Source organism: Aurantibrevibacter litoralis, assembly GCF_034651555.1.
Classification (GTDB): Bacteria; Bacteroidota; Bacteroidia; order Flavobacteriales; family Flavobacteriaceae; genus Aurantibrevibacter; species Aurantibrevibacter litoralis.
The window spans coordinates 298559-314028 of record NZ_JAYEEQ010000001.1 but is presented as its reverse complement, the minus strand read 5'-3'; the positions used below and the strand labels follow the sequence as shown (position 1 = coordinate 314028).

General features: G+C 39.7%; 14 protein-coding genes. 6 read left to right on the top strand and 8 right to left on the bottom strand.

Features of this window, described 5'->3' with window-relative positions:
* The first annotated feature begins 19 nt into the window (after positions 1–19).
* Positions 20–730: a queuosine precursor transporter gene (locus U1E44_RS01320; protein WP_322929107.1), complete on the top strand. Its 711-nt coding sequence runs from the start codon at positions 20–22 to the stop codon at positions 728–730.
* Positions 731–865: 135 nt separating this feature from the next.
* Positions 866–3595, top strand: coding sequence for an AsmA-like C-terminal region-containing protein (locus tag U1E44_RS01315; protein WP_322929106.1), 2730 nt, complete (start codon positions 866–868; stop codon positions 3593–3595).
* Here the strand turns inward: U1E44_RS01315 and U1E44_RS01310 are convergent.
* Positions 3576–4382, bottom strand: a complete 807-nt coding sequence (locus U1E44_RS01310) for a DUF2797 domain-containing protein (RefSeq protein ID WP_322929105.1) — start codon at positions 4380–4382, stop codon at positions 3576–3578. The genes U1E44_RS01315 and U1E44_RS01310 overlap by 20 nt on opposite strands.
* Before the next feature lie 111 nt (positions 4383–4493).
* On the opposite strand from U1E44_RS01310, the gene U1E44_RS01305 reads away from it, so the two are divergent.
* Together U1E44_RS01305 and U1E44_RS01300 are read left to right on the top strand one after the other, a co-directional pair.
* Positions 4494–6008, top strand: coding sequence for a GH3 auxin-responsive promoter family protein (locus U1E44_RS01305; RefSeq protein ID WP_322929104.1), 1515 nt, complete (start codon positions 4494–4496; stop codon positions 6006–6008).
* A gap of 70 nt (positions 6009–6078) precedes the next feature.
* Positions 6079–6624 carry a dienelactone hydrolase family protein gene (locus tag U1E44_RS01300; RefSeq protein WP_322929103.1) on the top strand — a complete coding sequence of 182 codons (546 nt, stop codon included), beginning with the start codon at positions 6079–6081 and terminating at the stop codon, positions 6622–6624.
* Here the strand turns inward: U1E44_RS01300 and clpX are convergent.
* The 7 genes from clpX to U1E44_RS01265 all read right to left on the bottom strand — a co-directional run bounded on the left by clpX (position 6621) and on the right by U1E44_RS01265 (position 13739).
* Complete coding sequence (clpX, locus tag U1E44_RS01295) at positions 6621–7856, bottom strand: ATP-dependent Clp protease ATP-binding subunit ClpX (protein WP_322929102.1); 1236 nt, start codon at positions 7854–7856, stop codon at positions 6621–6623. The genes U1E44_RS01300 and clpX overlap by 4 nt on opposite strands.
* Positions 7857–7942: 86 nt before the next feature.
* Positions 7943–8620, bottom strand: coding sequence for an ATP-dependent Clp endopeptidase proteolytic subunit ClpP (clpP, locus tag U1E44_RS01290; protein WP_322929101.1), 678 nt, complete (start codon positions 8618–8620; stop codon positions 7943–7945).
* An 83-nt stretch (positions 8621–8703) separates the two neighbouring features.
* A complete protein-coding gene (tig, locus tag U1E44_RS01285) occupies positions 8704–10026 on the bottom strand; it encodes a trigger factor (RefSeq protein WP_322929100.1) in 1323 nt (440 codons plus the stop codon).
* Between the two features lie 96 nt (positions 10027–10122).
* On the bottom strand, positions 10123–10473 hold the full coding sequence (locus tag U1E44_RS01280; protein ID WP_322929099.1) for a phage holin family protein: 351 nt from the start codon (positions 10471–10473) through the stop codon (positions 10123–10125).
* A 70-nt stretch (positions 10474–10543) separates the two neighbouring features.
* Positions 10544–12124, bottom strand: a complete 1581-nt coding sequence (locus tag U1E44_RS01275; RefSeq protein ID WP_322929098.1) for a hypothetical protein — start codon at positions 12122–12124, stop codon at positions 10544–10546.
* A gap of 131 nt (positions 12125–12255) precedes the next feature.
* Positions 12256–13026 carry an alpha/beta fold hydrolase gene (locus U1E44_RS01270; RefSeq protein ID WP_322929097.1) on the bottom strand — a complete coding sequence of 257 codons (771 nt, stop codon included), beginning with the start codon at positions 13024–13026 and terminating at the stop codon, positions 12256–12258.
* Entirely contained in the window at positions 13023–13739 is a 717-nt protein-coding gene (locus U1E44_RS01265; protein WP_322929096.1) for a pyridoxine 5'-phosphate synthase, read from the bottom strand. The genes U1E44_RS01270 and U1E44_RS01265 overlap by 4 nt, the downstream gene beginning before the upstream one ends.
* Positions 13740–13829: 90 nt before the next feature.
* Here U1E44_RS01265 and U1E44_RS01260 point away from each other — a divergent pair, with 90 nt between their 5' ends.
* Entirely contained in the window at positions 13830–14486 is a 657-nt protein-coding gene (locus tag U1E44_RS01260; protein ID WP_322929094.1) for a CBS domain-containing protein, read from the top strand.
* A 5-nt stretch (positions 14487–14491) separates the two neighbouring features.
* Positions 14492–15373: an NAD kinase gene (locus tag U1E44_RS01255; RefSeq protein ID WP_322929093.1), complete on the top strand. Its 882-nt coding sequence runs from the start codon at positions 14492–14494 to the stop codon at positions 15371–15373.
* The last annotated feature ends 97 nt before the right edge of the window (positions 15374–15470 follow it).

The following is a 15470-nucleotide window of genomic DNA, read 5'->3' as shown; positions in this document are numbered from 1 at the left end:
GCGCCATTAAATCCCTTTTATGACTCAAAAAGACCGAAAGCTCGCTTATTCGATATATTTGTTCTTAGGATCACTGTTTATCACTTCTTTAGTCGTATCTAATCTCATTTTTCAGAAATTTTTCTATTGGCAACCTTTCGGAGAAGTTCGTATTTTTGGTGCCTCGCTTTTTGAATTGTCGGTAGGCATCCTCCCCTATCCCATCACTTTTTTAATTACCGACCTAATATCCGAGATTTTTGGAAGAAGAAAAGCCAATCAGATAGTTACCGTAGGCATTTTTGGCTCTTTTTTTTCCATGGGTATTGTCTTGTTAGCAAATCGTGTTCCAGCCATACCTAACTCCCCAATAGGAGATGATTTATTCAACACTGTTTTTGCGCTTTCACCTATAGCGGTTTTGGCCTCGATGATTGCCTATTTATGTGCGCAATACGTAGATATTGCTATTTATCACTTTTGGAAAAAAGCTACCAAAGGTAAACTTCTTTGGCTGCGGAATAATTTCTCCACTTTTTTATCTCAATTTATAGATACCTTTACCGTAGTGGGGCTATTGTGTGTCTTTAAAGTGCTTCCGTGGTCTATGTTTTTCGGTTTGGTGGTCAGTGGTTTTATTTTTAAGATAATTATAGCATTTATAGACACCCCTTTCCTTTATTTCTTCGTATATCTGATACGAAAGCGTTTCCATTTGGCCATGGGTCAAGAAATAGAATTGGAAACATAATAATTGATTGTGTTTGCAGTTGTAAGTACTATGAAACGGTATGCACTAAGTATATGAGGAGCCCTTTGGTGTTCACCTCGCTTACAGCGCACGTATAGGCAACCAAAAAAAACAGGTACTATAAAACACTAAAAAATGAAAAAGAAAATAGGTATTACCCTTGGAGTTGTACTACTCTTAATAATCGGGGTGTTGGTAGCCGCTCCATTTTTTCTAAAAGGAAAAATAGCCGAGATCGTAAAGAACAAAGTAAATAGTAGTATCAATGCCACCTTTAATTTTGCAGAAGCAGACCTTAGCTTGTTTCGTTCTTTTCCCAATGCCACGCTCACATTAAACGAAATTTCTGTCCTTAATAAGGAACCTTTTCTAGGCGATACGCTTTTTGCGGCTAAAGAGGTGCGACTAAACCTTTCTATCAAGGAATTATTTAAAGGAGCTGAAGAGCCCATAGCTATTAAAAGTCTTATACTGGATGGGGCTTTGGTTCATATTAAGATTGATGCCCAAGAGAACGCCAATTATGATATTGCCATAGAAAGCGCCTCGGAGGGCGGTAATGCGGATTCTGATAGCAATTTCACCCTTTCTCTAAAAGAATATGCCATCTCTAATGCGCGTATAAACTACGATGATTTTTCTTCCGGAATGCATTTAGAGATTTCAGAAATGAACCACAGTGGTACGGGCGACCTCTCCTTAGAAAAATCTGAACTTAATACTACAACAAATGCCTTGGTATCGTTTGAAATGGACAGTACCAATTACCTCAATAAAAACAAGGTTCAATTAGATGCGGTTATTGGCATCGATTTAAATGAAAGCAAATACACGTTCTTAAAAAATGAAGCCGTGATAAACCAACTTCCGCTAGTTTTTGAAGGTTTTGTAAAATTGAATGATACCAATCAGGAAGTAGCTATTTCGTTTCAGACCCCTTCGTCTGACTTTAAGAATTTTTTGGCCGTGATGCCGGAGGCCTATTCTAAAAATATTTCGGACGTAAAAACTACGGGCAACTTTGCGGTATCAGGAGAATTTAAAGGCGTAGTAGACGACACACACATTCCGACCTTCAATATCAAAATTAACTCAGATAATGCCTCTTTTAAATATCCCGATCTGCCAAAATCGGTGACCAATGTATTTATAGATACCGAAATTACAAATACTACTGGCATTGTAGAAGACACCTATGTGGACATACGCCAGTTAACTTTTATGACCGATCAGGATAAATTTAGCATGACCTCTAAAATAAGAGATCTAATGGGAAACACCAAGGTAGATGCCCATATGGTGGGCAAAATGAATTTGGCCCATCTTGCCTCTGCCTATCCTGTGCCGCCAGATTTGAATTTAAAGGGGATTTTAAATGCCGATATTAAGACCGCTTTTGACATGGTTTCCATAGAGAAAAAGCAATATGAAAATACCAAAACCAGCGGTAAACTAGATTTGTCTGGTTTTGAATACAAATCGGCCGAAATGCCAAATACCGTACAGATACAAAAAATGGCGATGACATTTAATCCAAAAACCGTTACGCTTACTGAATTTGCAGGCGTTACCGGAAAGACCGATTTTCAAGCCACAGGCACCTTACAAAACCTATTGGGTTTTTTGTTTAATAATGAGGATGTAGAAGGCAATTTTGAGCTTGCATCTAACACATTTTCCGTGAGCGATTTTATGGTTGCCGATACCCAAAGTTCTGAATCTGCTGCTTCAACAACAGCTACCGAATCAATTAAAATACCTTCCTTTTTAGATGTTACCGTAAAAGCATCAGCCAATACGGTACACTACGATAATCTGACCCTTAAAAACGTTAGTGGCAATTTACGAATTAAAGATCAAAAGGCTGTTTTAACCGATATGACCTCGTCTATTTTTGATGGAAAACTATCCTTTAACGGCGAAGTGTCTACCAAAAATGAAACGCCGACATTTGCCATGAATTTGGGAATGAACGGTTTTGATATCGGAGAAACATTTAAGGCTTTAGCCTTGTTTGATGCCCTTGCGCCAGTGGCGGCTGCGCTCCAAGGAAGGTTAAATTCGGATATTGTGCTTTCTGGAAATTTAAACGAAGATTTTACACCTAATTTAGCCACCCTATCCGGAAATCTGTTGGCCGAATTACTGTCGACCGAATTAAATCCAAACCAGACAAAAATCATGTCCGAACTTAGCGGTAAATTAAATTTTATACAGTTAGACAAATTGAATCTCTCTGGCTTAAAGACGGCCCTGAGCTTTGAAGACGGCCTAGTAAAAGTAAAACCTTTTACCCTTACCTATAAAGACATTGCCGTAAATATCTCCGGTAGCCACTCTTTTGACAAGAATTTAAATTATGCAGCCACTTTACACGTACCTTCTAAATATTTGGGCAATGAAGTAAATTCACTAATTGCCAAGATAGACGACAAATCCTTAGACAATTTAACGGTGCCTGTAACGGCCAATATTGGCGGACTGTATTCCAGTCCAACGGTTACTACCGATGTAACTTCCGGCATAAAGAACCTTACGGCTCAGTTGGTAGAAATAGAAAAACAAAAATTGCTAAACCAAGGTAAAGGAAAAGCCAATGAGTTAATTGGATCTATTTTGGCAGGGAAAACAACCGGTAATGATTCTACCACAACAAGTGGTTCGGTAAATGAAAGTGTAAAAGATGCTTTGGGCGGTCTTTTAGGGAACACTACACAACCTAAAGACACAACAACGGTAAAAAAAGACGCAACAATTCCGAAGGAAGATGCTGTTAAAGAGGCGGCTAAAGAAGTCTTGGGCGGCTTGTTCGGCAGTAAAAAAAAGAAAGAAACAACCACGACTACTAAAGATTCTGTGAATTAACGGTCAAGGAAACAAAGTACCCTTCATTGGCGCGAACATTAAAAACGGTATCGTCTTCAAAAATGAGGTATTGCCCCTTAATACCCTTTAAAGTGCCTTTATAAATTGGGTTTTTGTCCAAATTTAAACTTCGAATTTTTTGAGGATAGCGCAATACAGGAAACTCCAGATGTGTTTCTGTTCTGTGTGCCAAATAAAATTCCTCTGTTTCCGTAGGAAAATAGGGACGTAATTTGCTCCGCCAATCCGTAAGATCTTCATCTGCCACGGCATTAGTTAGCATTCTTCGCCAATTCGTTTTGTCGCTCACATGTGCCTTTAAAGCAACCTCTATCACTCCGGCGAGATACCGATTGGGTACTTCAGCGATTTCAAGCGCTTCATGGGCACCTTGATCTATCCATCTAGTAGGTATCTGTGATTTTCGGGTTACTCCTACTTTAACATTGCTTGAGTTGGCCAAGTACACCATATGTGGCTGTAATTGCATCCTCTTTTCATAATCTAAATCTCTATCGGCAATATCTAAATGCGCTGTACTTAGTTCGGGTCGCATAATCCAATCACCGGCAGAAGGAATATCAAAAAAACAAGATTTACAAAAGCCCTGACGAAAAATAGGCAAGTCCTTAGCACAATGAAGACATTGAAACTTTAAAAGTGTAATTTCCAATGATCTGTCTAGAACTTGATTGAGGTTTAAAAAATCGTTTTCAAAACTCAAATAATATTGTATAGGAGATCCTATTTCGGTTTGCATTTTTTGAAGTACTCCTTGATAGTGCATTAAAATAGTTTTTTGATGAAAATCAATTTGAAAATGGTAAATTTAAAGGCTATTTTTAGGTATTTTATTAAATGTTACCAACCTACTAATTCAGGCTAAAGATATTGAAAAATGCCCATAACCATCGTAAATTCCATAGCATCCTGGTTATTGAAAAAGCGCTACCATCAAATAGAGCTGTTTCTAAAGTACCCCGGGGAAGTTCAAGATGAGGTGTTGCATCAGCTCCTCACCATTGCTGAAGATACAGAAATAGGTAAAAAATACGACTTCGCCACGATTTCCAGCTATGAAATTTTTAAAAATCGTGTCCCAATTGTAACGTATGAAGAAATAGAACCACTCATAGAGCGCACGCGCCGAGGCGAACAAAACTTGTTTTGGCCCACAGCCATAAAATGGTTTGCCAAGAGTAGCGGCACTACGAATGCCAAAAGCAAATTTATACCTGTAAGTGCAGAAGCACTGGAAGATTGCCACTATAAGTCGGCAAAAGATTTACTGTGCCTTTATCTGAATAATAATGAGAATTCACAATTGTTTACGGGTAAAAGCTTACGCTTGGGCGGCAGCAAGGAGCTTTACGAAGACAATGGTTCTTTTTTCGGTGATCTTTCAGCCATTCTCATAGATAATATGCCCTTTTGGGCAGAATTAAGTAGTACTCCAAGCAACAAGGTGTCGTTGATGAGCGAATGGGAAGAAAAACTTAGAGCGATTATTAAAGAAAGTGCTCAGGAAAATGTAACCAGTTTGGCCGGGGTGCCTTCTTGGATGCTTGTACTTCTAAATAACGTACTAGAGGATTCGGGTAAGAGCCATCTTTTTCAGGTATGGGAAAATCTTGAGGTTTATTTTCATGGTGGGGTTAGCTTTAACCCATACAAAGCGCAATACAAAAAAATATTACCCCGAAAGAATTTTAACTATTACGAAATCTATAATGCTTCCGAAGGTTTTTTCGCCATTCAGGATCGAAATAATGCCGATGATCTATTGTTGATGTTAGATTACGGCATTTTCTACGAATTTATTCCCATGGATACCTACGGATTGCCCGAGCAGAAGAGTATTCCACTTTGGGAAGTGGCAGTAGGTACAAATTACGCTATTGTAATTACAACCAATGCCGGTTTATGGCGTTATAAAATTGGAGATACCGTTCGGTTTACTTCTGTAGCTCCCTACCGGCTTAAAATTACAGGAAGGACAAAGCATCATATCAATGTTTTTGGAGAGGAACTGATCATAGAAAATACAGATGAGGCTTTAAAAAGTGCCTGTTTACAGACCGGTGCAGAGATAAAAGATTACACCGTGGCTCCTATTTTTATGGTAGATCGAAAAAAGGGCTCGCATGAGTGGATTGTAGAATTTAGACGCCTTCCGGAACACAAAGATCATTTTGTATTCTTATTAGATAATGCACTAAAGTCCTTAAACTCAGATTATGAAGCCAAACGCTACAACAGCATTACCCTTACTATGCCCAAAATGCATATCGCTAGAGAAAACTTGTTCTATGATTGGCTAAAAAAGAAAAACAAACTCGGCGGACAGCACAAAATACCCAGATTATCTAATAAAAGGGAATACATCGACGAATTACTCCTATTAAACAAATAAATAGAGCCTTTTCAAAGATTCTTAAGATATTGCATGGCATAAGTTTAACCTACATGCTAAAAAATTAAGTATGGCAGAACGTTTAGTTATTCTATCAGATATGTGGGGCTCTAAAAAGGGGCTTTGGATTACGTCTTATCTGGGCTATTTACAGCAGTATTTTGATATCGTTTTTTACGATTGTCAACAATTAGCCAACATTACTCTTCCTGTAGACAGCTATGACAATGTGTGTAACGAATTTATAAACGGTGGTTTAGATACCGCGGTGACACATTTGTTGCGGCGAGAAACAGTCCCAAGTCATTACTTGGCGTTTTGCGCGGGAGGTACGATCGCATGGCGCGCCCATCTAAAAGGCTTACCCATGAAATCTTTGTTTGCGGTATCGGCTGGACGCATTGACGTTGAAAATCTAAAACCAAATTGCCCGGTGTCCTTACTCTTTGGCGCGTACGATGCGTATGTGCCATCTAACGAATGGATTACCCGCTTAGGAATAGACGTTGAGGTGGTTCCCGGTTTTGGACATGAATTATATACCGATGAGAAAATCATCAAAAAAGTATGTCAAAATCTATTGGGCGCAGTGATACAAAAGCAGTATCAAGTTTAAGATACTGCTTTTAGTTTTTTTAAGGTTACGAACGATAGTTTTTCTTCGGCGTACGGCTTGGTCACTTTAAATTCAGTTTCGCCGTTACTTGGCAACTCAAACATGGCATCGGTAAAAATAGCTTCGCATAGCGATCGGAGCCCTCTGGCACCAAGTTTATATTCTATTCCCTTTTGCACAATATAATCTAAGGCCTGTTCCGTAATCTTAAATTGAATACCATCCATTTCAAAGAGTTTTTCATACTGCTTTATTATGGCATTTTTAGGCTCTGTAAGTATAGCTCGTAAGGCTGATGCATCTAAAGGATTCATATAAGTCATTACGGGTAAACGACCAATGATTTCGGGTATAAGTCCAAAATCCTTTAAATCTTTAGGAACGATATATTGTAAGATATTAGAATTATCTACGCTATCTTCTGCCTTAGAGGCACTATAGCCCACAGCTTGAAGGTTTAGTCTTTTGGTAATGATACGTTCTATACCATCAAACGCACCGCCTGCAATAAAAAGGATGTTTTCGGTATTTACTTCAATAAATTTTTGATCGGGATGCTTTCGGCCTCCTTTTGGCGGTACATTTACCACCGTACCCTCTAATAATTTAAGCAACCCTTGTTGTACGCCTTCACCCGACACATCGCGGGTAATGGATGGATTATCGCTCTTGCGCGCAATTTTATCAATTTCATCTATAAAAACTATACCCCGTTCTGCTTTTTCCAAATTGTAATCTGCTGCCTGCAAGAGTCGGGTTAAGATGCTTTCTACGTCCTCACCTACATAGCCGGCCTCGGTTAAAACGGTAGCATCTACGATAGCCAAGGGTACATTCAGCATGCGGGCTATGGTCTTTGCCATTAAGGTTTTTCCTGTTCCCGTTTGCCCCACCATGACAATATTACTTTTCTGAATTTCAATATCGTCACCTTTAGTTTTGGTTTGTAACAATCGCTTGTAATGATTGTACACGGCTACAGCCATGACTTTTTTCGTTTTGTCTTGTCCTATAACGTAACCATCTAAAAACTCCTTAATCTCCATGGGCTTTTTTAAGACCAAATCCGAGCTTAAATCGTTGTTTTTAGACTGTTTAGACTCCTCGGAAACAATACCATGCGCCTGCTCTATGCAACGGTCGCATATATGGGCATCCAAACCTGCAATTAATAAATTAGTTTCCGGTTTTTTTCGTCCACAGAAGGAGCATTCTAAATTTTCTTTCGCCATTTTTTTCTGTTCTCTTTCCTTAGTTTCTCGGTCTATTTAAAGCCTTGAGATAGATAAAAAGGAAGGGGTGTAGTATCCTTTTACTTTTATTTATCTCTAACCAATATTTCATCGATCATACCGTAATTTTTAGCTTCTTCTGCCTTCATCCAATAATCGCGATCACTGTCTTCTGAAATTTTTTGAAAGGTCTGTCCGGAATGCGTCGCAATAATTTGGTACAATTCATCTTTTAGTTTTAGAATTTCGCGGGCGGTTATCTCAATGTCACTAGCCTGACCTTGCGCACCTCCTAAAGGTTGATGAATCATTACTCTGGAATGGGTTAGTCCACTGCGTTTGCCATGCGCCCCGGCACAAAGCAATACGGCTCCCATAGATGCTGCAATCCCGGTACAAATGGTAGCCACGTCGGGTTTTATAAATTGCATGGTGTCATAAATACCCAAACCGGCATACACACTACCCCCCGGGGAATTTATATAAATCTGAATGTCTTTATTTGCGTCTGTGCTTTCTAAAAAAAGCAGCTGGGCTTGCACAATATTGGCCACCTGATCGCTAATTCCGGTACCTAAAAATATAATACGATCCATCATTAATCTAGAAAAAACATCCATGGCAATGGCATTCATTTGCCGTTCTTCTATAATATTAGGAGTCATACCCATGGGATACATACTACTCATGATGCTGTCATAATGCAAACTGCTGACACCCCTGTGTTTGGTGGCGTAATTCTTAAATTCGATACCGTAATCCATGTTGAATGCTGTTTTTTAGATAAAAAAGATGCCGAAAAATATATTCTTCGGCATGTAAAGATAATTATTTTATTCTAGGTAGGCTACCCATATACTTCTTTAACGAAGTCGTCATAGGTAACTTCTTTTATTTTTAAATTGGCCTTCTCCTTGTAAAGATGAAGCAATTTTTGACTCATTAATTGCTCGGACAAACGTTTTACTTCATCCTCGTTGGCAAGTACGCGCGCAGCAATGGCTTCCAATTCCTTGTCTTCCGGATTTAGGTGACCAAATTGCATCATTTGCGACTTAATAAATCCTTTGGCATACTCCTTAAGCTCCTCAAATTGAAGCTGTACATTATTTTCTTGAATAATTTTACCTTCTATTAACTGATATCGCAACCCTTTTACCGATTTTTCATACTCCTCTGCAGCTTCCTCCTCTGTAAGTGGTTTTTCGCCCGTCATTTGAATCCATTTGGTTAAGAAACCGGTGGGCAGATCAAATTTGGTGTGTTCCAAAAAGTATTCCGTGATATCGTTTAAAAGTTTTTGATCGGATTGTTGTTCAAATTGTTTCTCGGAATCTGCTTTTATTTTTGCTTTTAGTTCTTCTTCGGTGGTGACCACATCCTTACCAAAAAGTTTGTCGAAAAGTTCTTGATCTAACGGGGCGGGTTCACGCTCGTTTACCTCTTCAATCGTAAATGTTACATCAACTTCCAGATTTTCTGCTTTTTCACGATCTATGCCCAAGGTGCTAGACAGCAAATAGTCTTCAGTGAGCAAATCTTTAGTAGCTAACACCACACGATCTCCTACCGCCTTGCCCACTAAAGCCTCAATGGCTTTTTTGTTTTTAACTTTTTCGAGTTCCAAAACCGTTTGGTGATCTATCCCTTCGTCTTCATTTTTAAAAACACCCTTAAGCTCGGCCTTCTCGCTTACCACAGAAGCACCGATTAGTTTTCCATATTGTTTTTGAATGCGAGCTACTTGCTCGTCAATCATTTTAGTATCGGCAATAATTTTATAGGACGTAATGGGTTTTTTGGTATGTAAGGCCACTTCAAAATTAGGAGCTAGTCCCAATTCAAACTCAAAAGCAAACTCCTCGCCATCCCAGTCAAAATTATCCTGCTGTTTGGGTAAAGGGTTTCCCAAAACGTCTAATTTTTCTTCCGTAAGATATTTGTTAAGATTGTCTTGCAACAATTTGTTTACCTCATCAACCAAGACCGCCTTTCCGTATTGCTTTTTGATAAGCCCCATGGGCACATGCCCTTTTCTAAACCCCGGAATATTGGCCTGTTTTTTATAATCTTTTAGAATGCGTTCTACCTTTTCCTGATAGTCGTCTTTGGTTACTGCCACCTTTACAACGGCATTTAACTCGTCTATTTGCTCCTTGGTGATGTTCATTTGGGTATCTTGTTTTGCATCTTTAAATGGGAGGCAAAAATAATACATTTTGGTAAGTCCGCCAAGTTTTTACCATAGGGAATCCGAAACCCAAACTTAGGCGTCTTTTCCATCTTTTAGCAAAGAGAATAAAATAGATTGAAGAAAAGACAACAATACGCTGAAGATTAGTGCCCACCATATTCCATTGACCTGAAAACCACTAACAAGGTTGTCTGCGAGCAAAATGATAATCGCATTGACAATTAGAAGAAATAACCCCAAAGTGAGTATAGTTACCGGCAAGGTTAAAATAACGAGTATGGGCTTTACCAGAAAATTTAGAACACTTAAAACTACGGCCACAATTATGGCACTAAGATAGGAATCTACCGCCACTCCAGGGAGCAGGTACGACAAAATTACCACGGCAATAGCACTAAGAAGCACGCGCAAAATGAGGTTCATAAGTTTCGTTTTAAATTGAGATTATACATTCGCATCATCCTACACGATTATAAAGGTATTCCATTTTTTCTTAGTTTACATAAAGTCCTGTAAAATCGAGAGGATTTACACCTGGTAAATTAGATCCGAATTTTTGATTGATCACGTCAATAAACGCATTGGCCAGTAACGCATATCCTCGGGGCGAAGGATGCACTCCGTCTAAGGAAAATCCTCCACCGGTACCAAAGGTAGCGCGTACCGTGCTCCCGTCAGATAAGGGCACTCCGGTATCGGCAACCAAAGTTAAAAAAGCATTGGCATCCACAAAGGCCAAATTAAATTGGGTGGCTAAGGCGCTTATCGTTTGGTTATAGGCAGCCGTGGCCGTAAGTACGGCTTGTTGCTCGCTAGGTGTTAGCACCCATTGATCTTCTAACGGAAACGTAATGCCATTAATTGCCAATTGACCTGCGGTAGCTGCCGGCAATCCCAATTGCTGTAAGGTAGCAAAAGCCGTTTCATTTAATTGCGCAATAACGGTCTGACTTGTTAATACAATTAAATCCTCTGCGGTAGCCTGCCTAGCCTGCCCATACAAAAACCCAAGTACCGCTGCCGTACCGGCATCTGCGCCACCTCCTTGTAGTACTGCGGTTATCTGTGCTGATAAGTTTGGCAGTGCATCATCTTTAATAACCAAAGCACTGGCGGCCGTCTCAGAAAAAGTGATGGATCGTTCCGGAACGCCCAAAAAGGCAAACACTTGATTTAACTGAGCAAAAGTGGCATTTAAGGTTGGTATTTGAGGACCAAAGGCCGGATTTGCAGGACTTAAAGGCGCAAAAGGAACTGTCGTAAAAAAGGGCAATTTGGTTACATTCGGGATATTGGCAACCACGCCATCCGCACCATTTGCAGTTAAGCTTTGCAGGAGTCCATTATACACATTGGCAAATACATTGGGATCGGTAATGTCGTTTCCACCATAGGTACTCGGATCTAAGTTCCCTGTTTGGTCTACTCCTGAACCACCCGAAAGGGCATAGCTAAGCACATCGTTATTGCCAATCCACAACGAGAAAAAAGTGGGATTTTGCGCAACTGCATCACCCAGTACAGTAGCATTTGGAGAGGATGCAAAACGGACATAAAACGGATTGGCCTGTCCTAGAGCTACTCCGGCCACATTGCCAAATCCGGGTGCTAGTAAATGAAAACTTTTAGCACCCGGTACGCCCATATTGTTAAAAGGACCCGTTAATATATTGCTAATCTCGGTGGTTCCCGTACCACTTACAGGTGTTGGTGCCGGGGATCCCGACGCAAAGTTCAAAAACAAGCGGTTGCCCAAAATGGGTTGGCCACCCAAGGTGGCACCCCCCAAATTATCGGCCATAAAAGGGATCGTAAAAGGCCCGCCGCCCACCAATGCAAAATTACCGGCTAACATATTGGGAAAGGAAGCGGTTTGTCCGTCTATAAAAAGAGCGTTATCCGAAAAACCAGCGGTTAGCGAATTGCCCACCGCTACGTAGTTTGAAAAGTTCGCAGAACCTGCCGTGAAATCTGTTGGTTCCGGGTTTGGATCCACAACAACCACATCATCATCGTCACTACAGGAAACAAATAAAAGTCCGAAAAGCGCCACATAGGCTACATATTTTTTCATTGAGTACTAGTTTGAGTTAGATAACGCTTCCGCAACTCGGAAAACCTTATTTTCAAAATTAAATAAAATTATGACACTTGCAATCTAAAGGCGAAAAAAATTATGCATGCATAATAAATAAGTGCTGATTTTTACGATTTCATAAATGACAACGACTTTTCAAAAAACTGTTTAGGGTTCTCTGCATGAAGCCAATGTCCGGCTTTTTCTATCGATTGCACCGTGGCGTTGGGAAAATGCCGTTTAATTTCCGGGTAATCTGTCTGAGTTACGTATTCAGATCTTTCACCAACAAGAAACAGGGTAGGTCCTTCGTAAACTGCCGTTCCCGAAATACCTTCTCCAATTTCTTCCATTTTGGTAGCCAAGACTTTTAGATTAAATCTAAATCCTAATTTCTCTTTACTAACCCAATACAAATTTTTTAAAAGAAATTGTCGCGTGCCCCAATCCGTGATATAGTTCCCCAACTGGGCATCTGCTTCATTTCTACTTGTAAGCGTATCCAAGTCCAATTGGTTAAGCGCATCTAAAATGACCTTGTGGTGTGGCGGATAATATTTAGGTGCCATGTCGGCCACCATTAATTTTTCTGTAAAATCCGGGAAGGTACACGCAAATTGCATCGCTGTTTTGCCTCCCATAGAATGGCCTAATACCATGGCTTTATTCAAGCCTTTATGTACCATATAGTTGTGCACGTCTTTGGCCAGCCACTCATAGGTAAATTCTTCCGATTTAAAACTTTTGCCATGGTTTCGCTGGTCTATCAGATGCACTTCAAAGCCCTCTTTGGCATATTGGTTTCCCAAGGTCTTCCAATTGTCTGCCATCCCCAAAAAACCATGCAGAATAAGCAAAGGTCTTCCGTTGCCTAAAACAGATGCGTGAACTATTTTCATGACTTTAATTTATGAAGGTACATTTGCACTACATTCTCTAAACCTAAATACAAAGCTTCGCAAATAAGGGCATGGCCTATAGAAACTTCCAAAAGGTTTGGAATTTGCGTTTTAAAGAAGTGTATATTTTCTAAACTTAAATCGTGTCCGGCATTAATCCCAAGCCCTAATTGATGTGCTAATTTCGCCGCCTCCACAAAAGGCGTAATGGCCTTTTCCTTATCGGCATGGTAGGCTTTGGCATAGGTTTCGGTATAGAGTTCGATGCGATCTGTACCAGTTTCAGCAGCTCCTTCAATCATGGCCAATTGTGGATCAACAAAGATAGACGTGCGTATGCCGTTGCCTTTAAAAACAGCTATAATCTCCTTTAAATAGGTCTTATTTTTTACGGTATCCCAACCGGCATTAGAGGTAATGGCATCTACGGCGTCTGGCACCAAGGTTACCTGCGTTGGTTTTACCTCCAAAACTAAATCTATAAACTGCGCTTGCGGATTGCCTTCTATATTAAATTCGGTAGTAACAATTCTTTTTAAATCTGTGGCATCTGCGTAGCGGATATGACGCTCGTCCGGTCTGGGATGTATAGTGATGCCTTGAGCACCAAAACGTTCAATATCCTGAGCTACTTTTAATACATCCGGCACATTTCCGCCACGGGCGTTCCGCAAGGTGGCTATTTTATTAATATTGACACTAAGTTGGGTCATTTTTTAAATTGTTATATTCCGATGCAAAAATACAAATAAGGCATACCTTTTGATATTTTAAATTAGTATTTTGCGTTATATTTCAGAAACATGCTTATTCAATCTCACATAGTTACGAACATTCCGATCTTTAAAGGATCAGATTCGCTTAAAAAAGTGATCCGATTCTTTAAAGGGAATGCCTATTCCCACGTGGCTGTAACCGAAGGAACGCATTTTTTAGGTCTTTTGAGCGTACAAGATTTGGAAAGTTTTGAAAGTGATAAAAAGGTAGCATCGCTTCGCTATCAATTTGAAACTTTTTTTGTGCGTGAAGAAAGTATGTGGTTGGATGTATTTGAAGCCTTTGCCCGAAATGAATGTAATATTTTGCCTGTTTTAGATAAAAATGATCTTTTTAAGGGGTATTATGACCTGTCTGAGGTCATTGATGATTTTATAGATACTCCTTTTTTTACCGAACCGGGTAGCATTGTGGTCGTAGAAAAAGGAATAAAAGATTATTCGTTCAGTGAAATAGCACAGATTGTAGAAAGCAATAACGTAAAACTATTGGGGGTTTTTATCACGGAAATACGAACCGATGCTGTCCAAATTACCCTAAAAGTGAGTGCTGCCAATTATAATGAGGTACTTCAATCCTTCCGACGCTACAAGTACACCATTATATTTGGTAACAACGACGATCAGTTCTTAGAAGATTTAAAACAACGGTCTGCTTATTTAGACAAATACCTTAACGTTTAGGGCCAATGAAGGTTGCAATTTACGGTCAAACTTATCAAAATGATGCGTTAGATCATGTCATGGAGTTTTTGAAAGAGGCGCAACAACATGGCATCGACGTTTTTTTTGAAGAAGATTTTTTACACTTTCTGCTTACAATTCAGGTTTTTGACACCTATCCCACTTTTAGCCTAACCCATGGCCTTGATACTTCCTTTGATATGTTTGTTAGTTTTGGTGGCGATGGCACAATTTTAAGGGCTATTACGTATATTAAAGACTTGGGCATTCCTATTGTAGGCGTAAATACGGGTCGGTTAGGGTTTTTATCTACCTTTAAGAAAGAAGAAGTACGCAAAGTTATTACAGAGTTTTTAGCAGGTGCGTACACTTTGGTAGACCGAAGTCTATTGCAAGTGAAAGCCGACCTTGCAGAACCCGATTTTGGAGCTTTAAATTTTGCCTTAAACGAAATTGCGGTTAGCCGCAAAGACACTACTTCGATGATTACGGTAGAAACTTACCTGAATGACGAGTATTTAACATCCTATTGGGCCGATGGTCTTATTGTAGCCACTCCAACCGGCTCTACCGGATATTCTTTAAGTTGCGGAGGCCCTGTAATTATGCCTACTGCAAAATCCTTAATTTTAACCCCAATTGCCCCGCATAATTTAAACGCCCGCCCTTTGGTTATAGACGACCAAACGGTAATTCGTCTCAAAGTTTCAGGTCGGGAAGATCATCATTTAGTTTCTTTAGATTCCAGAATTGCCGCATTAGAGAATGGAAAAGAAATTATCATAAAGAAAGCGGGGTTTACAGTGAAGATGATAGAATACACTTCCGGCAGTTTTCTTAAAACACTTCGAAACAAATTATTATGGGGCGAAGATCGCCGGAATTGATTGGTGATTGTAAACAATAAATAAGGCTAAAAGCTGTTTTACACATGGGGAATAGCATACCCAATATGCCCTCCCTAGAAATACTGGAATTGTTATA